The organism is Leptolyngbya sp. FACHB-60 (assembly GCF_014695775.1).
In the GTDB taxonomy this organism is placed as follows: domain Bacteria; phylum Cyanobacteriota; class Cyanobacteriia; order Phormidesmidales; family Phormidesmidaceae; genus Nodosilinea.
The window spans coordinates 82,489-106,904 of the sequence record NZ_JACJOX010000008.1 but is presented as its reverse complement, the minus strand read 5'-3'; the positions used below and the strand labels follow the sequence as shown (position 1 = coordinate 106,904).

Genomic DNA, 24,416 nt, shown 5'->3' with positions numbered 1-24,416 from the left:
CTGTGCTTTGCTGGATATCGCTTTAGATAGTTCATAGACTATGACTCAAACCGTAGAAACCCTGTTCGATGAAGGCATCGAGCGCTACAAAAAGGGCGAAGATCCCGCTGAGCTGATTCCCGTATTTAAAGAGGTGTGCGATCGCGCCCCCAAGAGTGCTGCTGCCTGGGCCTGCCTGGCCTGGCTCTACCTGTTGACCGACAAGCCCAATGCTGGCCTCAAAGCTGCCCAAAAGGCCGTCAAGCTCAACCCCCAAGACCCTCAAGGACGGGTAAACCTGGCGGTGGCTATGCTTGACGCAGGCAAGCCCGGCGTGCGCGAGCATGTCGAAATCGCTAGTCAAGTGATGACCGTCGCCGACGACCTGAAACAGGAAGTGATGGACAGCATCAATGACGGCCTGGTTCGCAAGCCCGACTGGAAGAGCCTGTCGCGCGTCAAGCAGTGGCTTGAGTAGTTAGATCAATAGGGGTTAGGTCTTGCTCCCTAACTTTTAAGAAAGCGCTCCCCCGATCGATCGGGGGAGCGCTTTTGACTTATTGCCCGTACCAGTCCTGTCGCCACTGCTCCATCTGATCGATCTCCGCCTGCTGAGAGGCAATGATCTCGTCGGCTAGGGCCTGCAGTTCAGGGCGATCGCTTTTTTCCTTCAAATCTTCCGCCATCGCCACCGCGCCCTCGTGGTGCGGAATCATCGCGTTGATGAAGCGTAGATCAAACTCCTCGTCGGCCCCGCCCAAATCCATATCCATGCGCATAGAGCTGATCATTTCCTCGCTCATGGCCATGTCGTGCTGCATTTCAGCGTGGTACATCATCGGCTCGGCGGGGGCATCGGGGTACCACTCGGCTCGCCAATCCTTCATTTGGGCAATCTCTACCCGCTGGGCCGCAATGATGTCTTCCGCCAGTTGCCGAATTTCGGGTCGCTGAGAATTCTCTAGGGCGGCTTCGGCCATCACCACTGCCCCCTCATGGTGGGGAATCATGCCGTCGATAAAGCGCAGGTCGTAGGTGGCGTCAGCGGGGCCCAGATCCATCCCGTGACCGCTGTGCATCATCTGCTCCTCAGCCCTGTCTCCAGTGACATGGCCTTCGTGCATGGCTTCCATGTTGCTAGTGCCGCAGGAGGCTAGCGGTACTAGGGTAGCTAGGGCTAGCATCGTCGCTAAAGGCTGTCTCAATCGCATAATTCATCTCCTAAATGCCTGATGGTTTAAGCCTACACATTCCAGCCCCCTGTAGAGTCAAGGGCTGAGAGAGCAAGCTATATTTCCTTCTTCAGTGTTTAATTAACACTTTGTTACGAAAATGAGAGGACTGATCTCGCTGTGCTGTAAATTTTGTTAACAAAGCCAAGGCTGATTTATTTCAAATTGTGTCACCTAAACGCCATAAGCCTTATCTAGCAAGGTTTTCTGATACAAACATGAAAGGCACCTTTGATTTTGCTTTCGTTACGAAATATTTCCTGTAGAGTTTGATGAAGCCTTTCTGCGGCCCGCCTCAATCGCTGTGACTCGATTCGGCAGCCGTAGCAGCCCCCAGCCTTAGCCAAAGCCACGAAAGGAGTTTTACTGCATGTTCACCCACGTCAAGCCCACTGTTCGCCACATTGCTCCCGATGATCTCAACGGGCGGCGTCTGGTCAAGGTGGTCTATGTGGTTCTAGAGCCTCAATACCAGAGCTCTTTGTCCTCGGCCATCCGGTCGATCAACGCCAACAACTCTCAAGTGGCCTTCGAAGTCAACGGCTACCTGATTGAAGAACTGCGCGACGCCAACAACTACGCGGCGTTCAAGCAGGATGTCGCCGAGGCTAACGTATTTATCGCCTCGCTGATCTTTATCGAAGACCTAGCCGACAAGGTCGTTGAAGCGGTTGCCCCTCTACGCGACGGCCTCGATGTGGCGGTGTGCTTCCCCTCCATGCCCCAGGTGATGCGCCTCAACAAGATGGGCAGCTTCTCCATGGCTCAGCTCGGCCAGTCGAAGAGCATGATCGCCTCCTTCATGAAGAAGCGGAAGGAGAAGTCGGGGGCAGGCTTCCAGGATGCCATGCTGAAACTGCTGCGCACCCTGCCCACGGTGCTCAAGTACCTGCCGGTCGAAAAGGCCCAGGATGCCCGCAACTTCATGCTCAGTTTTCAGTATTGGCTGGGTGGTTCCCCCGAGAACCTGGAAAACTTCTTTCTCATGCTGGCCGATCGCTACGTGATCACCGACAGCCAAATTGAGGGTGCCCCTCAGACCGAAAGCCTCGACTACCAAGAGCCCGTCACCTACCCGGACATGGGCATCTGGCACCCCATGGCACCGCACATGTTTGAGGATATTAAGGAATACCTCAACTGGCACGCCTCCCGCCGCGATATTTCTGAGGATCTCAAGGATCCCCTCGCGCCCACCATCGGTCTGGTGCTCCAGCGCACCCACCTAGTTACCGGAGACGAGGCCCACTATGTGGCCATGGTGCAGGAGTTTGAGTACCTGGGCGCGAAGGTGATTCCCGTATTTGCGGGCGGTCTAGATTTTTCTAAGCCCGTGAATGCCTACTTCTTTGACCCGGTAGACAACACCAAAACTATTGTCGATGCGGTGGTTTCCCTTACCGGCTTTGCGTTGGTGGGCGGCCCCGCCCGGCAGGATCACCCCAAGGCGATCGAAACCCTCAAGCGCCTCAACCGCCCCTACATGGTGGCATTGCCCCTAGTCTTTCAAACCACCGAGGAGTGGGAAGACAGTGACCTAGGCCTGCACCCGATTCAGGTGGCGCTGCAAATGGCGATTCCTGAGCTGGATGGGGCGATCGAACCGATTGTGCTCTCGGGCCGCGACGGTCTGACCGGACGGGCAATTTCGCTCCAGGATCGGATTGAATCTATCACCCAGCGGGCGATGAAATGGGCCAACCTGCGCCGCAAGCCCAAGCTCGACAAAAAGCTAGCCATCACCGTGTTCAGCTTCCCCCCCGACAAGGGCAATGTGGGTACCGCCGCCTACTTGGATGTATTCGGCTCCATCTACAAAGTGCTGGAGGCGATGAAGCAGAACGGTTACGACGTGCAGGATTTGCCTGAGTCGCCTCAAGCCCTGCTGCAAGAGGTGATTCACGATGCCCAGGCCCAGTACAACAGCCCCGAGCTGAACATCGCCTACCGCATGCCGGTGCGTGAGTACCAAGCTCTCACCCCGTATGCTGAACGCCTAGAAGAAAACTGGGGGCCACCGCCGGGCAACCTCAACACCGATGGCGAGAACATGCTGGTCTATGGCAAGGCCTTCGGCAATGTGTTCATCGGTGTGCAGCCCACCTTTGGCTATGAGGGCGACCCGATGCGGCTGCTGTTTTCCCGCTCCGCCAGCCCCCACCATGGGTTTGCCGCCTACTACACCTACCTGAACAAAATTTGGGGCGCAGATGCGGTGCTGCACTTTGGCACCCACGGGTCGCTGGAGTTTATGCCTGGCAAGCAGATGGGCATGTCCGGCACCTGCTACCCCGACAACCTGATCGGCAGCATCCCTAACCTTTACTACTACGCCGCCAATAATCCCTCTGAGGCCACGATCGCCAAGCGTCGGGGTTACGCCGAAACCATTAGTTACCTCACTCCTCCCGCTGAAAATGCGGGTCTCTATAAAGGACTTAAGGAGCTGAGTGAGCTGATCGGCTCCTACCAGGGCAACAAAGAGAGCGGTCGAGCGGTGCAGATCGTTAATGCCATCATCGAGACGGCGCGGATCTGTAACCTCGATCGGGACGTGGCGCTGCCCGAGGGCGATACCGGGGAGCTTTCTAATGAGGAACGCGACAACTTGGTGGGCAAGATTTACATCAAACTGATGGAGATCGAATCGCGCCTGCTGCCCTGCGGTCTGCACATAGTGGGCAAGCCGCCCACGGCCGAGGAGGCGATCGCAACGCTAGTCAACATCGGTAGCCTCGATCGCGAAGAAGAGGGCATCAAGAGCCTGCAGCGGATCATCGCTGAGAGCATTGGCCGTGATATTGATGATATCTACGGGAATAGCGATCGCGGCCACCTCGCCGATGTCCAACTCCTGTACGACATCAATCAGGGCGTTCGTGCCGCTGTTGCCGCCCTCGTCCACGAGCAGATTGACGCCGAAGGGCGCGTCTCCATGGTGTCGCGGCTGAATTTCTTTAACATTGGCCGCAAAGAACCCTGGATCAAGTCTCTCCATGAGGCGGGCTACAAGAACGTCGACACCGATGCCATCAAACCCTTGATGGAGTACCTGGAGTTCTGCTTGGAGCAGGTCTGTGCCGACAACGAACTGGGCGCCTTGTTGCAAGCCTTAGAAGGCGAATACCTGCTCCCTGGCCCCGGCGGCGACCCGATTCGCAACCCCGATGTGCTACCCACCGGCAAAAACATCCACGCCCTCGATCCCCAGTCCATCCCTACCACCGCCGCCGTGCAGTCGGCCAAAATCGTGGTGGACAGGCTGCTGGAGCGCCAGCGGCAGGAAAACGGCGGAGCCTACCCCGAAACCATCGCCACTGTGCTCTGGGGCACCGACAATATCAAGACCTACGGCGAATCCCTCGCCCAGATGATGTGGTTTGTCGGCGTCAAGCCCGTGCCCGACTCCCTGGGTCGGGTGAATAAACTGGAACTGCTCTCCCTCGAAGAGTTGGGTCGCCCCCGCATCGACATCGTGGTTAACTGCTCTGGGGTGTTCCGCGACCTGTTCATCAACCAGATGGCCCTGCTCGATCGCGCCGTGAAAATGGCCGCCGAAGCCGACGAGCCCTTAGAGATGAACTTCGTTCGCAAGCACGCCCTGGAACAGGCGGCAGAAATGGGGATTGGCCTGCGTGAAGCGGCCACTCGCATCTTCTCCAATGCTTCGGGTTCTTATTCCTCCAACATCAACCTGGCGGTGGAAAACAGCACCTGGGAAAACGAAGCCGAACTCCAGGAGATGTACCTGAAGCGCAAGTCCTTTGCCTTCAACTCCGACAACCCCGGTGTTATGGATAGCAACCGAGGCTTGTTTGAGTCGGCTCTGAAGACGGCAGATGCTACCTTCCAAAACCTCGATTCGTCGGAGATTTCTCTCACCGACGTGTCGCACTACTTCGACTCTGACCCCACCAAGCTGGTGGCGTCTCTGCGCGAAGACGGCAAGGCTCCGGCTGCCTACATTGCCGACACCACCACCGCCAATGCCCAGGTGCGCACTCTCTCAGAGACGGTACGCCTGGATGCCCGCACCAAGATGCTCAACCCCAAGTGGTACGAGGGCATGCTCTCCCACGGCTACGAGGGGGTGCGCGAGCTGTCGAAGCGCTTGGTTAATACTATGGGCTGGTCGGCGACTGCCGGGGCCGTCGATAACTGGGTCTACGAAGATGTCAACACCACCTTCATTCAAGACCCGGAGATGTGCAAGCGCCTGATGGATCTCAACCCCAACTCCTTCCGCCGCATGGTGTCGACCCTGCTGGAAGTGAACGGGCGCGGCTATTGGGAAACCAGTGACGAAAACCTGGAGAAGCTGCAAGAGCTCTACCAGGAAGTGGAAGACCGCATCGAAGGGGTGGAATAGACCCTATCGTTTAGCTGATATCCTTTTGCAAAGCCAGGACCCTTAAAGGGTCCTGGCTTTTTTGAGAACCGTTTTTTAGTTCTTGTGCGGTATGAGCCGATGGCCACTGCTTGTAGCTATAGGAGCTTACACCTGAGCCTGGTAAGAGCGACCCATAAAGCGAAGCGTAACTGGTGTAGTAGCCGCCACGGTGGCGCTGTGGTGTTTGCTGCTCCAGGCGACGCCCCGGTATTTGCCGGTTACTTCACCGTCGCGGGTTTCAACACTGGGCCACTGGCAATTGTATTCGGCACCAAGAAAACGTAGCTGCATAGGAGAATCCTGTTGTTAATGGGTGAATCTAAGCGAAGACGTGACCAATGCACTACAGGGCTGAGAAGAATTATGGCCTTGCTACGTTAAGAGGTCCTGATATAAAAATTAAATTGACAAATTTGTTACAGAAGTTTTTTCATCTTTTCTGAAAGAAATTTCTGAGCCTCTAAATATAGCGATGGCCACTGCGCTTAGGACGCGAATTACTGCCACTGACAAAAACAAGGGCGGCGCACTGGCGTATAGCCATCACTCTAAGGAGTTATGCAAAATGTCTTAGCTGAGCTGGCGATGGCTATAAAACACTACCCGCATTAAACACAAGCGAGGCTTGAAGAGAAAAGCCTGAAGAGTGGAGAAAGATACTGGCATGCTGGGTTAGCGTAGCTAATTCTTTGGCTACTGAGGCGGGCTGAGGTGTTAGGCTGCATGCACCTACAGAAGGTTTGAGAAGATGGCCATGGTCAGTAAGACTGAGCCTAGGAATAGGTCATGACCGGACAGCGGTGCCCGCTCTGCCACGGTGGGCAAGGGCAGGAAATCCACCGCGATCGCCCAGAACTGCGCCATCATCGCGCCTACTACCGCTGCGATCGCTGCAACCTAATCTTTGTGCGACCCGACAGCTTTCTTCCGTTCCAGGCCGAAAAAGCCGAGTACGACCTGCACCAGAACCACGCTCAAGACCTGGGCTACCGTCGGTTTCTGAGTCGCTTGGGGGATCCCCTGCTAGATTGTTTAGCCCCCAGTAGCCAGGGACTCGACTTTGGCTCTGGCCCAGGGCCAACTCTCTCGGTCATGCTTGAAGCGGCCGGTCACAGCGTCGCTCTCTACGATCCTTTCTACGCTGACGATCGCACGGTTTTTGCTCGCCAGTACGATTTTATTACCGCCACTGAAGTCATCGAGCACCTGCGCCAGCCTCGGATGGAACTCGATCGCCTCTGGAGCTGCCTCAAATCCGGTGGCACTTTAGGACTCATGACCAAACTTTCCCGTGACGATGCCGCCTTTGCTCGGTGGCACTATAAGAGCGATCGCACCCACATCTGTTTTTTCTCCGTGCAGACCTTTAATTGGCTGGCTGCCCGCTGGCGGGCAAAATTAACGATTCTGGGGCAGGACGTAATTCTACTGCGTAAGCAGTAGTGGACCTATGGTGGCTTTCTCCTTCAGAGACCCAGGTGAACAACTCCGCTCAGCCATTTCAACCGAATCGCACCTTGAGCGGAGCCGTAGGTATACCCGACCCAGGGAGGCTAGGTTGCGCCTGGGCTTAGGTGCAGATTGATGGGCTAACCCACCACCGACTCTACCTTAGTGGCTTCATCCTCTGCCGCCGCTGGAATTTCGGAAGCGGCGGGTTCGCGATGGTCAAATGCCAGTTTCCCATCCTGCAAGTCCACGGTGATGGTCGCGCCCTGGGTAAAGGTGGTCTCTAGAATTTTGGTGGCAATTGGGTTCTCCAGCAGCCGCTGAATGGCCCGCTTTAGGGGACGGGCGCCATAGACCGGGTCATAGCCGCTCTCGGCGATAAAGTCGATCGCCGGTTTGGTAATTTCCAATCCAATGGTCTGGTCGGCTAGGCGGCGCTGCACCCGCCGAATTTGCAGAGCTACAATCTTGCGTAGCTCGCTCTTGCGCAGCGAGTGGAAGAGAATGAGGTCATCCACCCGGTTGAGGAACTCGGGGCGAAACTGCTTTTGCAGCGCCTTGAGCACCTGGACGCGCATTTCGTCGTAGCGATCGTCGTCGCCCGCCAGCTCCAAAATGTGGTCGCTGCCCAGGTTGCTGGTCATGATCACCACGGTGTTGCGAAAGTCGACTCGGTGGCCCTGGGAGTCGGTGATGCGACCGTCGTCGAGCACCTGCAAGAGAATGTTGAACACGTCGGGGTGGGCTTTCTCCACCTCGTCGAGCAGCACCACTGAATAAGGGTGGCGACGCACCGCCTCGGAGAGCTGACCGCCGTCTTCGTAGCCCACGTAGCCGGGAGGGGCTCCTACCAGCCGCGATACGGCGTTTTTCTCCATGTACTCCGACATGTCGATGCGAATCAGCGCATCTTCGGTGTCGAAGAGAAACTCGGCCAGGGCGCGGGCCAGTTCGGTCTTGCCTACCCCGGTCGGCCCCATAAAGAGGAAGGACCCTAGGGGACGGCCCTGGTCGTTCATGCCAGCGCGGGCGCGGCGAATGGCGGCCGCCACAGCTTCTACGGCTTCATCTTGGCCGATCACCCGCTCGTGCAGGTGGCCTTCGAGCTGGAGCAGCTTTTGCCGCTCCGACTCCATCAGCCGGTTGACGGGGATGCCCGTCCACTTGGCGACGATTTCGGCAATGTCGGCCTCAGTGACCTGCTCACGCAGCAGGGTGTTGCCCTTGGCCTGCACTTCGACTAGCTGGGCCTCTAGGGTTTCGCGATCGCGCTGAATCTTCTCCAGACTGTCGTACTTGAGTTTGGCAGCCTTGTTGAGGTCGTAGGCGCGCTCGGCCTGCTCAATTTGTAGGCGAATTTGGTCTTCTTCGTCTTTGAGGGTGTGAATGGCGTCGAGGGCCTGCTTTTCGCTCTGCCACTGACCGCTGAAGGACTGCTGCTTGGCCTGGAGTTCGGTAATCTCTTGCTCAATGCGGCTGAGGCGCTGGCGCGAGGCCTTGGTCATGGAGCCGTTTTCGGCTTCCAGCGAGAGCTTTTCCATTTCGATCTGCATGAGGCGGCGCTCGATGCTCTCTAGCTCCTCGGGTTTGGAGGTGATTTCCATTTTGAGCTTGGCGGCGGCTTCGTCCACCAGGTCAATCGCTTTGTCGGGCAAAAAGCGATCGGCAATGTATCGATCAGAGAGCACCGCCGCCGCTACCAGGGCACTGTCGGCAATATCGACACCGTGGTAAGACTCGTAGCGTTTTTTTAGGCCCCGCAAAATGGAGATGGTGTCTTCAGCGCTGGGTTGGCCCACATACACCTGCTGAAAGCGACGCTCTAGGGCGGCGTCTTTTTCAATGTGCTTGCGGTATTCGTCTAGGGTGGTGGCCCCAATGCAGCGCAGCTCACCCCGCGCCAGCATGGGCTTGAGCAGGTTGCTGGCATCCATGGTGCCCTGGCCCGCCCCGGCTCCGACTACCGTGTGCAGCTCGTCGATAAACAGCACCACCTGCCCCGCAGAGTCGGTGACTTCCTTGAGCACCAGCCGCAGCCGTTCTTCAAACTCGCCGCGAAACTTGGCCCCGGCAATCAGCCCGCCGATGTCGAGAGAAATTAGCGTGCGACCCTTGAGCGATTCGGGCACCTCGCCGTTGATGATGCGCTGGGCTAGGGCTTCGGCAATCGCGGTCTTGCCTACCCCTGGTTCGCCAATCACCACCGGGTTATTTTTCGTGCGCCGCGACAGCACCTGAATCACGCGGCGGATTTCGTCATCGCGACCGATTACGGGGTCGAGCTTGCCGTCGCGGGCTAGCTGGGTGAGGTCAATGCCAAATTTCTCTAAGGCGTCGTACTGCTGCTCAGGATTTTGGTCGGTGACCTTCTGGCTGCCGCGCACCGCTTGCACCGCCGCCATCAGCTCGGGGCCTTCGACGTTGAAGCCCCGCAGCAGTCGCCGGCCGATGCGCTCGTCTTCCTGAAAACCCAGCAGCAGGTGCTCAACCGAGATAAATTTGTCTTTGAGGGTCTGTCGCGCCGCTTCGGCCCCATCGAGCATGCGATCGAGGCTCTGGCCCAGGTAGAGGTTGCTGTCGACGCCGGGGCGCACGCGGGCCTGGCGCTGGGCAAAGGTCTCTAGCTCGTCAAGAATCTGGTCACTGTCGAGGTTGGCCTTAGCGAGAATCTTGTGAGCCAGTCCGTCTTCTTCCTGATCGAGCAGCGCAATCAGTACGTGCTCGACCTCCATATATTGATGTTTGCAGCGGCGGGCCACGTCCTGGGCCTCAACGATGGCGTCCCAAGCTTTGGCGGTAAACTTATCCGGATCGGTTGGCTGCATAATCTCCGTGGGCGGGCAGGCTTGCGCTTTGCTTTTTGTAACGGTTGGACGTTCAGTATATCAGTTGGGCGCTGGGCTAGCTGTGCGGCCCTCTGGGGCCAGCATAGAGTGATTGCCCACCCAAACTGTTCAGCCCACTGCTCGTGGCCCTCTGCCTGCCAAACCTCCTAGGACAACTCATGGAGTTCTGGAGGTTAACTCAGGGGTGGTAGGGCAGACTTTATCTAGAGTCAGACATGATCGGGTCAAACACCACCGAGCGGTTGCGTCCCTGCTGCTTGGCTCGGTAGAGGGCCTGGTCGGCCTGCTGAATGAGCACCGTAGAGGTGAGTTTCTGAGAGGGGATGAGGGTACTGATGCCTAAACTAATTGTAATCTGGGAACCTACTGCTGAGGCATGGTGAGAGATGGCCAAGGCCGCGATCGCCTGATGGATGTGGCGAGCCACCGCGATCGCCCCTTTCTGAATCGTGTTGGGCAAAATGATCGCAAACTCTTCGCCACCGTAGCGAGCCAGCAGATCGGTGGGGCGACCTAACACCTTTTGGGCGGCCTGGGCAATGGCATAAAGGCAGTCATCGCCCGACTGATGGCCGTAGGTGTCGTTGTAGTACTTGAAGTAGTCAACATCAAACAGTAGCAGTGAGAGGGGCAGGCGATCGCGGCTGAGGCGAGCCCACTCCTGCCCGAGGCGATCGCTAAAGCGGCGACGGTTGGCAATTTGAGTCAGTGGATCGATGTGGGCCATCTGCTCCAGCAGATCCGTGGCGCGGCGTAGTTCAGCGTTGATCTGGGTCATTCGCACCTCGGTACGCTGGCGCTCTTGCAGTTCACTCTGCAACCGTTGAACCAGATCGGCCTGGTGAATAGCGATCGCCAGCTGCGCTGCAATGGATTCTACCAGCTCGACCTCAACCCCTTGCCAGTAGCGCGGTCCCGAGCAGTGGTGAATTACAATTAGCCCCCACAGGTCGGCCTCCTTTTTCAGGGGCACTACCAGACTGGCCTGCACCTGAAACTGGCTAAACAGCTGGCTGTGCTCGTCCAGCAGCCTCATTTCGTGAATATCTCGAATGGCCAGGGTGCCAGCGTTGTGGCGAATGCCTTGGTAGTGTTCGCCAAATCCGTGGTGCGGCACCTGGGCCACCATGACCGCGTCTACCCCTGGGGCCACCGCCTCCGACACAAAACTACCGCCTGCCGCCTCATCGGCGGTGGTGAAGCGGTAAATGCCTACCCGGTCAGCGGCCAAACACTGGCGAATTTCCTGGGCTGCGACGGCAAAAATTTGCGTCAGATCGAGCGATTCTCGAATGTGCTGGGTAATTTGCCCTAGCGCTACGGCCCGCTCGTACTGATGCTTAAGGGTCGCCTCGGCCTGCTTTTGGGCGCTAATCGCCGCCTCGGCCTGCTTTTTGGCTCGCAAAATTTCGTCTTCGTACTGCATGCGCTGGCGAATGGGAATCACCACACAGTCGTTGATGGCGTCTCCCTGGCGCTGCCGCCGCACCCCGTTGGCCAAAATGGGAATATCTTGCCCCGATCGCGATCGCAGCGAAAAGTAAATTTCTGTCACTGCCCCCTGCACTCGCAGCATGGGAAACACGTGGGTCTGATAAAAAATGCGGCTGGCCACGGGCAAAATAGCCACAATGTTTTTACCCTGTAACGCCGCCCGCTCCCAGCCGAGCAGCGTCAGCAGCGTGGCGTTGGCGTACTCAATCACGCCGTCGTCGCGCACTGACAAAAATCCGCAGGGAGCTTGGTCGAGCAATGGGTCTATGCCCTGGGGTGCAGACATTGGGGTAGAACTGCGGTTAACCATAGGCTGAACTCAGACTGGCCGCCTCCAAATAAGTTTTTATCAGCTGAATGGTTTCGTCGGGATGGCTCATGTGGGGACAGTGGCCTGTGGCTTTCATGCGCGTCAGGGTGCTGTGGGGCAAATGCTGATGCAGGTACTGCCCCACTTCATCGGGGGCGATCGAATCGTCTTTACACTGCAAAATCAGGGACGGCACCGGTACTCTGGCCAAATCGCGGCGGTTGTCGCCATAGAAAGTGGCTTTGGCAAAGCGCGTGGCAATGGCGGGGTCGGTGGAGCAAAAGCTCTCCTCAAGCTCTTGGGTGAGCTGGGGGCGATCGGCGTTTTGCATCACCACTGGGGCCAAAAAGTGCGCCCAGCCAATGTAGTTTTTCTCCATGATGTCGAGCAACTGATCGATGTCTTCGCGGTTAAAACCGCCGAAGTAGGATTCATCGTTGATGTAGCAGGGCGACGGGCCAATCATCACCAGCCGCTCAAAGCGCTCGGGGGCTGCGATCGCCGCCAACAGGCCAATCATGCTGCTCACCGAATGGCCCACAAAGATCGCCTGCTCTAAATCTAACGCCGCACAGATGTCCAAAACATCTTGGGCATAGCCCTGCAGATGGCTGTACCGCTGCGGATCGTAGGTAGCCAAATCTGATTGCCCAAACCCCACATAGTCAAACAAAACCAGTCGATAGTCGGCGGCAAAGGCAGGGGCCACAAACCGCCACATTTTTTGATCGCAGCCAAAGCCGTGGGCCATCACTAAGGGCTGCTGCCCTTGGCCCATTACCTTGACATTGTTGCGGCTTAAAACATTTACTGGCATAGCCTACCTTTGGGCTGAGCCCCACATCTATTTAGCGTGCCCAGTTGCCCAAAGGCGAAAGAAGACACGTGAATTTCTAAACCTGTCTTTAGAAGACTTAAATTACTGTTGATTTTCTCAACAATTAGTTGTCGATTTCGCAACCAAGGGTATTAAAAAATAGTCCTCACCTCACCGCTCTGCTCCTCCACTCCCAGGCTACACCTCGGATTTGCCAAACGGGGCAAAACGCTCAAAATGGCGGAGATAGCAAAAGAACGTAGGTAGAAGAGCGAAAAATTAACCAATGCCCGATCGGCTCGAATCCTACCATCTTGAGCTGTCTTACCCTAAATTTCACCCGATTGGCTGAATGTTTAGACCAAGTCGAATGGTAGTGCAGCTAAACGACTGGCTAGAAGAATTGGGGAAAGCCATAAGTCAGTCGGAGGCATTCTAGTCTTCTCGGGGGCAGAGCCTCACACTTTATGGTTCTTAACGTTTTACGCTTTTGGTGGGTTGCGATCGCAGCCATTCAGGCATCTAGGCAACTCAACTGAAGCCAGCCGGTTTAATAGCGAATTCGAGGGTCAATATAGGCATTCAAAATATCGATCGCAATGCTGATCACCGCCACAATCATGGCAAAAAACACCATCAGCCCCTGCACCACCGGGTAATCGCGCTGAGAGATCGCTTCATAGAGGCGGTTGGCCAGCCCCGGCCACGAAAACGTCACCTCCGTGAGCACAGCCCCCCCCAGCATGGAGGCAAAGGTCAACCCCAAGATCGTAATCACCGGAATCATCGCATTCTTCAGCGCGTGCACCAGCACAATGCGCCGCTCTGGAATGCCTCGTGCTCTGGCCGCCTCCACGTAGTCTGCTGCCAGAGTCTGCTTGAGGTTGACCCGCACCATGCGCTCAAATACCCCACTGATTAGAATCCCGAGGGTGAGACTGGGCAAAGCCAGGTAATACAGGGTGGTGAAAAATGCGCCAAAATCGAGTGTCAGCAGGCTATCGAGCAGGTAGAGTCCAGTCGGCCCGGTCGGAGGCGTGGCCCGCAGCGGGTAGCGGGTACCAATGGGGAACCAGCGCAGCTGCACCGCAAAAATGAGCTGCAAAATCATGCCAAACCAGTACATGGGAATGGCGTAGGTAACAATGCCAAACAGCCGTCCCCCCGCATCCAGCGGCGAGTTAGGGCGTGAGGCTGCCAGGGCACCGACGCCAACCCCCACCACCGTGGCGACAATCATACCGCACACCGTCAACTCGACTGTGGCGGGAAAGTGTGCCCGAATAATTTGCCACACGGTCTGTCCCTGGGTTGCCAGAGAAGACCCGAGATCCAGCCGCAGCAGATCCCCCAGGTAGCTTAGGTATTGAATGAACAAGGGCTGATCTAGCCCAAGCTGTACCCGCAGCGCATCCTTCGCCGCCGCCGGAGCCCGCGCCCCTAACAGCGCATCTACTGGGTCGCCCGGCGTCGCCCGCAGCAGCAAAAACACCACCGTAGTGATGGTCAAAATCATCAACGGGGCCAGCAGCAGCCGAGTGAAGATGTAGTAGCGCAGAGCGGCAGAGCGAGAGGCCATGGGGGAGTAGGGGAAAGTGGGAAAGAGAAAGTTTTGAGGGTTTAGTTTTGAGTTTTAAATTTTTGGCTGAGGCCCGAACTCAAAACTCAAAACTCAAAATTTAGAACTCACGGTCTTCTCCAGCTCATCCCCTCGAAATTTTCCACAGCAAAAACTGCTGCGTTGGCTCCACGGCCACACCTTCTATGCCGTCTTGGGCAAAGACGTAGTCTTTGTTTTGCCACAGGGGCACGTAGGGCACATCATCGACCATCATCTGCTGGAGATCGGCGATCACCTGCTGGCGGGCGGCGGGGTCTTGCTCGGCCTGCTGTTTAGCCACTAGCTGATTGGCTTCGGGGCTGTAGTAAAACGAGCCGTTGGCCTGGGAAGGCCCCTCTTCACAGAGATTGTTGCTGCCTGTTTCGCAGCTCATAAAGGGTTGGATGAAGGTGTCGGGGTCGTAGTAGTCGGGGTACCAGTTGGACAAAATGATGGGATAAATGCCTTTGCCCACGTTTTCCCAGAGGGTAGCCCCTTCAGTATTTTGCACGTTTACCGTCACCAACCCCGGCAGGCCTGCCTCGATCGATTCTTTGAGGGTGTTGGCGACAATGCTGCGGGTGGTAGAAGCCGAGGGATACCAGATCTCTAGCGTGAGCGGATTGGCCTCTGAGAACCCAGCTTCGGTAAGCAGAGTTTTGGCTTTGTCAAAGTCGCCGTCGCCGTAGGCGTCTTTAAACACCGGTTTAGCAATGTCAAAGCTGGCGGGAATCAGGCTGTAGAGGGGCTCAGCCTGACCCTGGAAGACGCGCTCGTTGAGCAGGGGGCGATCGACCATGGCGGCGATCGCCTGACGCACCTTAACATCGTCTAGCGGCGCAATCTTTTGATTGAGCGCCATGTAGTTAATCACATTGGTGCCTGCCTCGATCACCTGCCAACCGCCGGAGCTTTCTTCCCGCTCTAGGGCCGCCACCTGCTCGGGGTCGAGGGTTTGATAGGCAATGTCAAGGCCGCCAGTTCTAAAGGTGTTGTAGAGGTTGGCGGGGCTGGTAAAGATTTGAATATCGATGCCCTGGTTGGCTGGGGCATCGCCCCAGTAGTCGGGGTTGACGTCGAGTTTAATCGAGTCGCTGGTGAAGCCCGATAGCTTGTAGGGGCCGGTGCCCACAAAGCTGTCGGGCTTAAAGCTGCCCGTGCCAATCTCGTAGCTCTCAGGTGAGACCGGGGTGACGCCCGAAAAGCTCAGCAATGCTGGAAACGCCGCAAAGGGGGTTTTGAGGGTAAGGGTGAGTTCGGAGTCACTGGTAGCCTCGACGGTGGCAATTTTGTCGGACAGCAGATAGGCAGGGCGACCGCCATTTTCCATAAACCGCTGGACGGAAAAGGCCATCACCTCGGCATTGAAGGGGGTGCCATCGTGGAAGGTGACATCATCTCGCAGGGGAATGGTGTAGGTGAGGCCGTCTTCGCTGACGGTGGGTAGCTCAGTGGCCAGCTGGGGTACTAGGTCGGTGGTGCCGGGATCGTAGGTGTAGAGGCGATCGCCCAGGTTGTAGAGCAAAATGCCGGGAAAGGTCTCGTAGGCGTCGGCTGGGTCGAGGGTGCGGGCGGTCAGGGTGGTACCAATGGTAATGCGGCCATCACCGCTGCCAGCGGGGGCATCGGCAGCGGGTTGGTCGTTGCCGGCGCAGCCCAGGGCGATCGCAAATACTAGCCCAAACAGCCCTACAAACTGCACCACCCGCCGCCAAGGCTGCCGTGCCCAAATTCCCTTGCCTTTACCCATCCACGACACCAAAGAACTCATCAGGTTTTATCTAACTAACTGGCCAACACTGGGATAGTTGTATCACCCTTTGGGGACTAGGGGGAGTGGGGGAGTGGATGGGTAGGGGGTGGATGGGTAGGTTATCCTTCTTATCCTTTACCCCTCACTACCTACGGCCTCACTGACTTTTCCAGTTGCAAACCGCTGCCACACTGCGTCTGTGACCAGGTGTGACAGCAGACCTAGGGGACCTGCGAACAAGCACAGGGCGAGGGAATGGCGAGTGAATACGCCGCTTTCCTGGCCTTGCCAGTAGATCCAGCGGCCGACAAATAGGTCGAAGGCAAGAAAGTGGACCCAGCCGGTGGCGGTGACGTGGGGCTGGGCAAAGATGGCTGCTAAGTCACCCAGGCTGAGGTTGGGGTTAGAAAGGGCTTCGATGCCTTCGACGTTGGTAAAGCTGGTAATGAAGAGAAAGAGGTATAACCCGGCTAGGGCGGCAAAGGGGAGCAAGGAACCCATGACGGTGCGGGTGAGTTTGGTGTTGGGCACTAGCACCATCAGGGTCCAAAAGGGCAGCACGAAAAGGTTGGCACCGCTAAATAGCAGCTCTAGCAGGTTGGCATCGACGGTCATAGGAAGAGAGGTGTATAGAACTGTCTTTCAGTGTAAGCAGTTCCTGTAGAGTGCATTGGTGCAGCAATACGCTATCTACTCGAGCTACAAGTCCCATACCAAAAAACTGGGGAACCTAGCTACGGTAGGGTGGGCACTGCCCACCAAGCTGAGGGCCGTAGACCTCGGGACAAAGCCAGATTGACCGCTGGGGACAATCGAAATCTTCCCAGACCCCACTCGACCAGGGCCGTACCGCCGCCCTGGTCCCAACGGAAAGGAGGAATCGATCATCGGTTTAAACCCTTGTCTTGCAAATGGGTCTGCAAGTAACATTCAACTCTGCGGTTACAGCCCTCAGCTTGACTCTTCTCTCTTCCCCATCTCTCTCATCTTCCCCATCTCCTCACCTACTCCCTTACACCATCTCCTCAATCTCTTCAGCCTGGGGATGAAAGTACTCGTAGATTTGCTGGGCCAGCTGGGGGCCAATGCCAGGGACGGTGGCCAACTGCTGGGGGCTGGCTTCGCGAATGTAGTCGATGGAGCGGAAGGCAGCGAGCAGCTCTTTTTGGCGGTGCTGGCCCAGACCGGGGATTTCGGAGAGGCGCGATCGCCGCATTCGATCTGTCCTCTTTTTCCTGTGAAAGCTAATGGCAAAGCGGTGGGCCTCGTCACGCAGGCGGCGCAACAGCTGCACGCCGGGCTGCTCGGCTTCGGTGGGCAGCGGAATGGATTCGCCGGGCAGGAAGATTTCTTCGCGCTTTTTGGCTAGGCTAACGACGTTGATGTCTTGCAGCAGGTTGAGTTCTTTCAACACCTCTACCACCGCCGAGAGCTGGCCTTTGCCGCCGTCAATCATCACTAGGTCGGGCCAGTCGGGGTTGCCCAGGCGTTGCTTGGTGGGGTCGGTGGCGTAGCGGCGAAAGCGGCGGCGAATGACTTCGGCCATGCTGGCAAAGTCGTCGGAGTGGCCCGGTTTGACCTCGGGGTTTTTGATTTTGTAGTGGCGGTAGTGCTGCTTAGCGGGCATACCATCGACAAACACCACCTGGGAGGCGACGGCATCGGACCCCTGGATGTGGGAGATATCGTAGCCTTCGATGCGCTTGGGCAGGTCGGGCAGGTCGATCGCGATCGCCAGATCTTGCAAAGCCTGAATGTTGCGATCGGCGGCGGCCTGGGTACGGGCTAGCTCGTACTGAGCATTGCGCTCGACCATCTCAATCAGGTCGGCTTTGGTCTGGCGCTGGGGCACCTCGACGGAAACTTTGCGGCCCCGCCGCTGGGTGAGATATTGGGTCAGCATGTCGCCCTCGGGCAACTCGTGCTGAGCCAGAATCAGGGCTGGAATTTCGACCGCTTCCACGGTTTGGTAGTGATCCTCCAGCACCCGCTGGAGAATTTCGCCCGGCGTGCCTGACTCAGCATCGGCCGTGAAGCCTAGGCGGCCCACCAGACGGCCGGCTCGCACCTGAAAGATTTGCACGCAGGCGTGTTTGTCGTCGGCCGCCAGGGCGATCGCATCCCTCGACACTGTATCGTCGGGTAGGGCCACCTTCTGATCGGCACAGAGCCGCTCTAAGCCCCGAATTTGATCGCGCAGTCGGGCCGCCAGCTCAAACTTGAGGTCTTCTGCCGCCTTCTCCATTTGAGCGGTGAGAATATCCACCAGTTCGGTAGTGCGGCCTTGGAAGACCATGACGACGCGCTGGAGGGTCTTGTGGTAGTCTTCCGGCGAAATGAGCTGTTGGCAAACACCGGGGCAGCGGCCAATGTCGTAGTTGAGGCAGGGGCGATCGCGGTGCACCGGCTGGGGCCGCTGCCGTAGCGGAAAGATGCGCTTAACCAAATGCAGAGTGCTGCGTAGCAGGCCCACATCGACGTAGGGGCCGTAGTAGCGATCCTTCAGGCTCTTGCGCCGCTTGCGGGTGATAAAAATGCGGGGGTAGTCTTCCGACCAGGTGACGCAGAGGTAGGGATATTTCTTGTCATCCTTCAGCAGCACGTTGAAGTGGGGCTGATTCTGCTTGATTAGGTTGGCTTCTAGCGCCAGAGCCTCGGCCTCGGTATCGGTAACGATAAATTCGATATCGACGATTTGCATCACCATCACGGTAATGCGCGGCATGTGGCCGTGAAAGTCGCGAAAGTATGACCGCACCCGCGTGCGCAGACACTTCGACTTGCCGATGTAGAGCGTCTGGTCGCGGCCGTCTTTCATAAAGTAGACCCCCGGCTCTCTGGGGATCTCTTTGAGCCGCGCTTCGAGGCGCTCGGGGTCGTTAACTAGGGTAGTGGGTTGAACCGAAGTCACAGGCGCTAGGGGTTAAACCTTTGTACTAACCAGGATAGCGGCAATTTCATGCCGCAAAATTTTCCTGGGCAAACGGTTTCCCGTCACAAAAAGGAGTGATATGTTTGGATGACAGGTCGGCCCGCTACCGACCTCAGTATTTATGCAGAGTTAAGCAGGTTGTTTATATACCTGCTTCATAGGCGCTTTCGATCCCGGCTAGAACTGTAAAGATTGATTTTGTAAGCCATTCTTTCTGGAAACCTCTCGCCCTTGATGTAGTTAGTATTACATCCTGTTCCTGATCGTCACTGTCACTAGACCCTGCCCATATGACTCCCCAAGAATTTGAAACTCGCTATCGCGAGCAAATTAGAGACATTCTCAACCAGCTCCAATCGGCGATGGCGACTTCGTCCCAGCTTGAGCACACCATTACGGATATTGGCGCAGCCGTTCAGCTGTTGAGCCGAGATGTAGAGCGCTATCTGGCCGAGCAACAGTCGGGGTCGGGGGGCGGTAGTCTGTCGTAGCGTCGGTTCGCGTTTAAGCAAGAATTCAAGGAAACGTTGGCGGGTCGAAACGTTGAAAAATTACCGTTTCAACCCGCCAGCCTTTCGACTAGTAGGTCAAATCTAAGCTTAAACTCGGTTGCTCACTCTGACTGAGGCGATCGCAGAACAGTGTGAATCGCCTGGGTGAGCCGTTGAAGGGCAATGGGCTTAACTAGATATTGCTGTGCCCCCAATGCCAGGGCGCGCTGCTGGTCTTCGGCAAAGGCATAGCCCGACACAACGATGACGGGCAAATGTTGCCATAGAGCAGACGAGCGCAGCTGTTGGAGCAGGGTATAGCCATCAATTTCGGGCAGCCCCAGATCGAGCAGTAGCAGATGGGGCTGAAACTCTTTTAGATGCTGTTGTAGGTCTAGCCCATGGGGCAGCGCCAGCACGCTAAACCCAGAGTAGGTAAGGTAATCGGCAAAAAATAAACGGTTGCCCCTGTCGTCTTCTACCACAACGATGCGAAGCTGACCATCAGCAGTGCTGGATGGAGATGTCACCATTACCCTTAGATCCTACTCTGAGAACTGGCACCACCAGAACCGCGAGTCGTTCTGATTACCCAATGCGTTGCACCCTGGATACTAATTAATGGCGTAGCCCAGCATGAGGTCAAAGCTGGGCAACTTAATGCAATCCTTATCTGGATTACTACAATCTTAATCGGTGCTTTATTGCGGCTTTGATTGCTGTAACGACTTCTACGGATTTATTTACAGCACTACTTTGGCATTAAGCACCAATTGCGGCCCATTCTCTTGTCCTAAGGAACGTTGGTAGCGCTATCGGGCAAGAACTCAGCAATGCGGGCGATCGCCGCTTCTAGCACATCTGGCGGATGCACTAGGGCAATGCGTACATAGCCCTCGCCCGCCTTGCCAAAGCCCACGCCGGGGGCCAGGGCCACCCCGGTCTGCTCGACCAGGCGCAAGCAAAACTCCTTAGAGCGCTCACCCCAGGGGGCGGGCAGCTTGGCCCAGAGATACATGGTGGCCTCAGGTTTAGGCACTGCCCAGCCGATGCGGTTTAAGGCGGCTACCGCCGTGTCGCGCCGCTGACGAAAGGTGGCGACCATGTTGTGCACGGTGTCTCGGGGGCCAGTGAGGGCGGCGATCGCCCCCCGCTGAATGCCGAGATACTGATTGAAATCTACGTTGGCCTTGATCTGGCGCAGAGCGGTAATGATCGCTGCGTTGCCGATCGCATACCCCACCCGAAAGCCCCCCATATTGTAAGACTTCGACATGGTAAAGAATTCGATGGTACAGGTCTTGTCGGGGTCGGCCTGGAGGGCCGATACCGCTGGCTTTCCCGTAAAGGTCAGGTCAACGTAGGGAAAGTCGTGAGCCAGCACCAGGTTGTGCTGCTGGCAAAAGGCCACGGCCTCTTGCCAAAATTCCAGCGAAGCCGTGGCGGTGGTGGGGTTGTGGGGATAGCTCAGCACCATCAGCCGCGACTGCTCCAGCACCGCCAGCGGAATGTCGGCAAAGCGGGGTAAGAACCCATCCTCAGCGTGCAGGGGCATAGGATAAATCTGCCCGTTGGCCAGGTACACCCCCCCGGCGTGGGAGGGGTAGCCGGGGTCCATCAGCAGGGCAAAGTCGCCGGGGTTAAGTACCGCTAGGGGGAGGTGGGCCGTGCCCTCCTGGGAGCCAATCAGCAGCAGCACCTCGGTTTCAGGATCGACGGCTACATCAAACTTATCGGTATACCAGCGCGCGGCGGCTTCACGAAACGCTTGGGTACCTGAAAACAGGCAGTAGCCGTGAGTGCTGGGATCATTCAGGGCAGCGGCGATCGCCTCTAGCACATGGGGCGATGTCGGCAAATCTGACGACCCCAACGACAGATCAACAATCGATTGGCCCGTCGCGCGGGCCGCTGCCTTAGCCCGATCCATATCGGCAAACACGTTGGCCTGTAGAGGCCTCATCCGTTGGGCAATTTGCATGGTGCTGGGAAAGTTAGGTCAGTTTGCCGCTCGTGAAACAGAGTTGATCGGAGCTAGTTGATCAGGGAACACTCATTATAAAACCTTTGTTTTGCCCCGGTCTCTAGGGATGACTGAATCAGCCTCAGTCACGTGTTACCTCCCCTTACGCTGAGGTCAGCGACTGATAACCATCGGCATAATACAGTCATCAGCGATCGGGCCCTCTACAGCTTTAATGCTCTTTTATCCTGGTGGTTTCTCTACATGCACCAAGTTCAACCCACGTCGTTAGGAGATGCTTACCCAGCCCTGTGCAACTTCTTGCGGCTCGCCTCATTGACCTTGTCTGCCCCTCAGCTAGCGCTAACGGTTCAGGTAGGCGACGACTGGCGCCATGGCGGGGTGATGAACTACGGCCAAATGCCTGCTGTCACTCTGCGGGAGGTGCTGTCGAGCCAGCCGATGGAGGCAACATGCCTAGAATGCGATCAACTTTCCCTCAGCACCCATAGCCAATCGGGCCTACACCCTGAGGTCAGCCCAGTACCGGTGCTGGTGGGCCGTCTGCACAGCGCTGACTATCGGTATCACTTTACGATTTATGTGCCTGGGTTGGCTGTAGACCGGCTGAGCGAGGTACAGGTCAAAACCCTCCAGTACCTCACCCAGCAGCTGCTTTTGTGCCTGACTTTAGCCCAACCCTCTATCCCAGTGGCGCTGCCTAAGGTGACGCCCCAACTGGCCACGAGTGCGCCCCCCGACGGCGTCGATTTTTTGTCGCGGGTGGTGGCGCTCAACCCCGGTGGCGCTGTCTACGATCGCGTTCAGCACGGCCATCCCCGCTTGGCCGATCTGGTGGCTCAGCTCCAGTCGTGCCTGTCTTACAAACAGTTAGGCCAGCTGTTAGGCACCTTTTTACCCTATTTTTTCCCGCATCAGTCGGGGCGGCTGGTGCTGTTTTCGACCCCCCCTGACAGTTTTACAGTACTCACTGAGTGGGGCGATGCTAAACCCCTAGCTGTGGTAGAGCAGCAGTGTTGCTATTCTCAAGGGCAGCTTTTGGACCCGCCGTCTAGCATTGGCCAAGAGTGCAAACAGTGCCAGGTAACCCATTGCCCTCAGCAGATGACTAAGTGCATTGTGCTCGGCTTGATCAATGACACCACTTGTATTGTGCAGCTGGTGCAAACCGAGGCAAACCCTTTTACTTCGGTGCAGACGGCGCTGCTGAAAAAGCTGTCGGAGCAAATTTTGTTTGTGATGCAGCGGCTGCTGCTGCTCGAAGATCTGCAAGACCAGGCCCTAAAAGATCCGTTGACGGGGTTGCTCAACCGCCGCCATGCCGAGGCCGTGCTCAACAGCCTGTGTCAAGCCAGCAAACAGCAAAATATCAGTATTATTCTGATCGACATCGACCATTTCAAATCTATCAACGATACTTACGGACACCCGGCGGGCGATGCCGTGCTCAAGAATATCGGCATGCTGCTGCGGGGCCACGTGCGCGCTCAGGACATTGTCTGTCGCTACGGCGGTGAAGAATTTTGCATGGTGCTACTCGATACCACCCCTGAAGTCGCGCTAAAGCGAGCTGAAAAAATCCGTCGAGCCGTGAAGTACGTTACCAATTCATTCAACGGTCAGACGCTGCCACCAATCACGATCTCTTTAGGCGTGGCCAGCTTTCCCGACCACAGCGAAACCCCATACACCCTGGTGCCCCTAGCTGATAAGGCGCTGTACTGGGCCAAAAACCACGGGCGCGATCGCGCCATCAGCGTTGACCACATGCTCTCTAGTGCTGAGTGCTCTTAAACCCTTGGCCCTGGGTGACATTGGAGATTAGCAGGTGCAAGGTTTAGGATTCAAGGGGCTGCCTGTGACCCTAAACCTTGTACCCGTCTAAAGGTCTAATCAAGCTTGTCAATCTGCGATCGCAGTTGCTCTAGCTCGGCATCCACCTCGGTCGACTCGGTAGCGGGGATGGCTGTCCCAGCGGCGGGCAGCTGCGCCTGGTCGACCGTGCCCCCCGATAGCTGAGCCTTCATCGCCGCCAGTTCATCATCTACATCGCCACCAGCTTCGAGGGACGCAAACTGACTCTCCAGGTCGGCTCCGGCTAGCTCCACCGCCGCCTGGGATTTAGCCTCCATTTGCAGCACCTTTTCTTCCATGCGTTCAAAGGCCGCCATGGCACTGCCGGTGTTGAGGCTGCTGGTAGTGTTTTGCAGCTGCTCGTTGGCCTTGGCGGCACTGGCCCGAGCCTTGAGCATGTCTTTTTTGGTCTTGGCCTCAGATAGCTTGCTCTCTAGGCCAATCAGGTTGCGCTTGAGCTGATCAACGGTGGCGCTTTGGCCATCCAGCTGAGTCTTGAGGGCAACGGCGGTTTCAGCCTGGGTTTTCTTGCGCAGCAGCGCCTGTTTGGCCAGTTCGTCATCGCCTTTTTGTAGGGCGAGCTGAGCCCGCTGCTGCCAGGTGTTGGCCTCGCTGCTAGCCTTTTCGTACTGCTGCTGCACTCGCTTCTGGCTGGCGATCGCCCCCGCTACCGCCTGGCGCATCTGCACCAAGTCTTCCTGCATGTCAATGATGGCCTGTTCCAGAATCTTCTCTGGATTCTCCGCCGAACTCACCGCCGCATTCAGGTTAGAGCGAACCACTCGGCTAACGCGATCAAATAACCCCATGACGTGCTGCTTCCTTAATCTATGGTGTTGCGATGGTCTCTACTTAGTTTACAGAAAGTGAGGGAGGATCGGGTTCAAGGTGGGGGATCGAGGTTTAAGGTTTAGGGTCTAGGGCCATCCTTGAACCCTAAACCTTGAACCCTAAACCCTTATCCTTCCAAATTCTCCGCATCCCACTTCAACACAGACGCATTCACCCCTTGCTCGCGCTTGAGTTTGGCGTCTTTTTCAAACCACTGGACAATCTGCACGGCGGTTAGGGCTTCGATCGGGGTATTGGTATCGGCGGCAATGACTCGCAGCAGCTTGCTGGTGGAGATAGTGAGCCGGGCCAAAAATTTCTCGGGGGACGACAGCAGTGCTTTATCAACTTCCGCCGATTCTTCTGGGGTGAGAAATTGGAGCGATTGGTCAAGCATGGTTCAAGGCGGGGAAACGTCAAAGGACAACGATAGCGATCGCCGGATCGGTTAGGA

Annotated in this window: 18 protein-coding genes; 5 read left to right on the top strand and 13 right to left on the bottom strand. The window is 56.8% G+C overall.

From position 1 onward, the window contains the following. Positions 1 to 40 precede the first annotated feature (40 nt). Complete coding sequence (locus H6F57_RS01810) at positions 41 to 457, top strand: hypothetical protein (protein WP_190630529.1); 417 nt, start codon at positions 41 to 43, stop codon at positions 455 to 457. Between the two features lie 79 nt (positions 458 to 536). On the opposite strand, the gene H6F57_RS01805 is transcribed toward H6F57_RS01810, so the two are convergent. Further along, positions 537 to 1,190, bottom strand: a complete 654-nt coding sequence (locus tag H6F57_RS01805; RefSeq protein WP_190630527.1) for a DUF305 domain-containing protein — start codon at positions 1,188 to 1,190, stop codon at positions 537 to 539. A gap of 391 nt (positions 1,191 to 1,581) precedes the next feature. Between H6F57_RS01805 and H6F57_RS01800 the strand changes: the two genes are divergently transcribed. Continuing rightward, the gene (locus tag H6F57_RS01800; RefSeq protein ID WP_190630524.1) at positions 1,582 to 5,580 is read left to right on the top strand and encodes a magnesium chelatase subunit H; all 3,999 of its coding nucleotides are present in this window, start codon (positions 1,582 to 1,584) and stop codon (positions 5,578 to 5,580) included. A 126-nt stretch (positions 5,581 to 5,706) separates the two neighbouring features. Here H6F57_RS01800 and H6F57_RS01795 read toward each other — a convergent pair whose 3' ends face one another. Then, the gene (locus tag H6F57_RS01795) at positions 5,707 to 5,892 is read right to left on the bottom strand and encodes a DUF4278 domain-containing protein (protein WP_190630521.1); all 186 of its coding nucleotides are present in this window, start codon (positions 5,890 to 5,892) and stop codon (positions 5,707 to 5,709) included. 495 nt (positions 5,893 to 6,387) lie between these two features. On the opposite strand from H6F57_RS01795, the gene H6F57_RS01790 reads away from it, so the two are divergent. After that, positions 6,388 to 7,044, top strand: coding sequence for a class I SAM-dependent methyltransferase (locus H6F57_RS01790; RefSeq protein WP_190630519.1), 657 nt, complete (start codon positions 6,388 to 6,390; stop codon positions 7,042 to 7,044). A 146-nt stretch (positions 7,045 to 7,190) separates the two neighbouring features. On the opposite strand, the gene clpB is transcribed toward H6F57_RS01790, so the two are convergent. From clpB to uvrC, 7 genes are all read right to left on the bottom strand, one after another. Next, complete coding sequence (gene clpB / locus H6F57_RS01785; RefSeq protein ID WP_190630516.1) at positions 7,191 to 9,875, bottom strand: ATP-dependent chaperone ClpB; 2,685 nt, start codon at positions 9,873 to 9,875, stop codon at positions 7,191 to 7,193. A gap of 220 nt (positions 9,876 to 10,095) precedes the next feature. Next, entirely contained in the window at positions 10,096 to 11,700 is a 1,605-nt protein-coding gene (locus H6F57_RS01780; RefSeq protein WP_199294665.1) for a diguanylate cyclase, read from the bottom strand. Then, positions 11,693 to 12,517: an alpha/beta hydrolase gene (locus H6F57_RS01775; RefSeq protein ID WP_190630507.1), complete on the bottom strand. Its 825-nt coding sequence runs from the start codon at positions 12,515 to 12,517 to the stop codon at positions 11,693 to 11,695. Before H6F57_RS01775 ends, H6F57_RS01780 begins: the two co-directional genes overlap by 8 nt. Positions 12,518 to 13,067: 550 nt before the next feature. Then, a complete protein-coding gene (locus H6F57_RS01770; protein WP_190630506.1) occupies positions 13,068 to 14,096 on the bottom strand; it encodes an ABC transporter permease in 1,029 nt (342 codons plus the stop codon). 124 nt (positions 14,097 to 14,220) lie between these two features. Next, the gene (locus tag H6F57_RS01765; protein ID WP_190630504.1) at positions 14,221 to 15,888 is read right to left on the bottom strand and encodes an ABC transporter substrate-binding protein; all 1,668 of its coding nucleotides are present in this window, start codon (positions 15,886 to 15,888) and stop codon (positions 14,221 to 14,223) included. A 117-nt stretch (positions 15,889 to 16,005) separates the two neighbouring features. Further along, positions 16,006 to 16,485 (bottom strand): ABA4-like family protein, encoded by a 480-nt coding sequence (locus H6F57_RS01760; RefSeq protein ID WP_190630503.1) that lies wholly within the window; start codon positions 16,483 to 16,485, stop codon positions 16,006 to 16,008. A gap of 397 nt (positions 16,486 to 16,882) precedes the next feature. Beyond that, positions 16,883 to 18,781, bottom strand: coding sequence for an excinuclease ABC subunit UvrC (gene uvrC, locus H6F57_RS01755; protein ID WP_190630499.1), 1,899 nt, complete (start codon positions 18,779 to 18,781; stop codon positions 16,883 to 16,885). A gap of 311 nt (positions 18,782 to 19,092) precedes the next feature. On the opposite strand from uvrC, the gene H6F57_RS01750 reads away from it, so the two are divergent. Further along, positions 19,093 to 19,293 (top strand): hypothetical protein, encoded by a 201-nt coding sequence (locus H6F57_RS01750; RefSeq protein ID WP_190630498.1) that lies wholly within the window; start codon positions 19,093 to 19,095, stop codon positions 19,291 to 19,293. A gap of 122 nt (positions 19,294 to 19,415) precedes the next feature. On the opposite strand, the gene H6F57_RS01745 is transcribed toward H6F57_RS01750, so the two are convergent. Further along, positions 19,416 to 19,826 (bottom strand): response regulator, encoded by a 411-nt coding sequence (locus tag H6F57_RS01745; protein ID WP_190630496.1) that lies wholly within the window; start codon positions 19,824 to 19,826, stop codon positions 19,416 to 19,418. A 260-nt stretch (positions 19,827 to 20,086) separates the two neighbouring features. Then, a complete protein-coding gene (locus tag H6F57_RS01740; RefSeq protein ID WP_190630494.1) occupies positions 20,087 to 21,274 on the bottom strand; it encodes an LL-diaminopimelate aminotransferase in 1,188 nt (395 codons plus the stop codon). Positions 21,275 to 21,520: 246 nt separating this feature from the next. On the opposite strand from H6F57_RS01740, the gene H6F57_RS01735 reads away from it, so the two are divergent. Then, a complete protein-coding gene (locus tag H6F57_RS01735; protein ID WP_190630492.1) occupies positions 21,521 to 23,071 on the top strand; it encodes a GGDEF domain-containing protein in 1,551 nt (516 codons plus the stop codon). A gap of 95 nt (positions 23,072 to 23,166) precedes the next feature. Here the strand turns inward: H6F57_RS01735 and H6F57_RS01730 are convergent, their stop codons facing one another. Together H6F57_RS01730 and H6F57_RS01725 are read right to left on the bottom strand one after the other, a co-directional pair. Then, positions 23,167 to 23,940, bottom strand: coding sequence for a PspA/IM30 family protein (locus H6F57_RS01730; RefSeq protein ID WP_190630490.1), 774 nt, complete (start codon positions 23,938 to 23,940; stop codon positions 23,167 to 23,169). Between the two features lie 149 nt (positions 23,941 to 24,089). After that, positions 24,090 to 24,359, bottom strand: a complete 270-nt coding sequence (locus H6F57_RS01725; protein WP_190630488.1) for a hypothetical protein — start codon at positions 24,357 to 24,359, stop codon at positions 24,090 to 24,092. Positions 24,360 to 24,416: the final 57 nt, after the last annotated feature.

Excerpts from the sequence above, each read along its gene's own strand:
- H6F57_RS01760 (WP_190630503.1), bottom strand. The coding sequence starts at position 16,485 with ATGACCGTCGATGCCAACCTGCTAGAGCTGCTATTTAGCGGTGCCAAC.
- H6F57_RS01730 (WP_190630490.1), bottom strand. The coding sequence starts at position 23,940 with ATGGGGTTATTTGATCGCGTTAGCCGAGTGGTTCGCTCTAACCTGAAT.
- H6F57_RS01770 (WP_190630506.1), bottom strand. The coding sequence starts at position 14,096 with ATGGCCTCTCGCTCTGCCGCTCTGCGCTACTACATCTTCACTCGGCTG.
- H6F57_RS01810 (WP_190630529.1), top strand. The coding sequence starts at position 41 with ATGACTCAAACCGTAGAAACCCTGTTCGATGAAGGCATCGAGCGCTAC.
- H6F57_RS01780 (WP_199294665.1), bottom strand. The coding sequence starts at position 11,700 with ATGGTTAACCGCAGTTCTACCCCAATGTCTGCACCCCAGGGCATAGAC.
- H6F57_RS01745 (WP_190630496.1), bottom strand. The coding sequence starts at position 19,826 with ATGGTGACATCTCCATCCAGCACTGCTGATGGTCAGCTTCGCATCGTT.
- H6F57_RS01800 (WP_190630524.1), top strand. The coding sequence starts at position 1,582 with ATGTTCACCCACGTCAAGCCCACTGTTCGCCACATTGCTCCCGATGAT.
- H6F57_RS01775 (WP_190630507.1), bottom strand. The coding sequence starts at position 12,517 with ATGCCAGTAAATGTTTTAAGCCGCAACAATGTCAAGGTAATGGGCCAA.
- H6F57_RS01795 (WP_190630521.1), bottom strand. The coding sequence starts at position 5,892 with ATGCAGCTACGTTTTCTTGGTGCCGAATACAATTGCCAGTGGCCCAGT.
- H6F57_RS01735 (WP_190630492.1), top strand. The coding sequence starts at position 21,521 with ATGCACCAAGTTCAACCCACGTCGTTAGGAGATGCTTACCCAGCCCTG.
- H6F57_RS01790 (WP_190630519.1), top strand. The coding sequence starts at position 6,388 with ATGACCGGACAGCGGTGCCCGCTCTGCCACGGTGGGCAAGGGCAGGAA.
- H6F57_RS01765 (WP_190630504.1), bottom strand. The coding sequence starts at position 15,888 with ATGAGTTCTTTGGTGTCGTGGATGGGTAAAGGCAAGGGAATTTGGGCA.
- H6F57_RS01750 (WP_190630498.1), top strand. The coding sequence starts at position 19,093 with ATGACTCCCCAAGAATTTGAAACTCGCTATCGCGAGCAAATTAGAGAC.
- clpB (WP_190630516.1), bottom strand. The coding sequence starts at position 9,875 with ATGCAGCCAACCGATCCGGATAAGTTTACCGCCAAAGCTTGGGACGCC.
- H6F57_RS01805 (WP_190630527.1), bottom strand. The coding sequence starts at position 1,190 with ATGCGATTGAGACAGCCTTTAGCGACGATGCTAGCCCTAGCTACCCTA.
- H6F57_RS01725 (WP_190630488.1), bottom strand. The coding sequence starts at position 24,359 with ATGCTTGACCAATCGCTCCAATTTCTCACCCCAGAAGAATCGGCGGAA.
- H6F57_RS01740 (WP_190630494.1), bottom strand. The coding sequence starts at position 21,274 with ATGCAAATTGCCCAACGGATGAGGCCTCTACAGGCCAACGTGTTTGCC.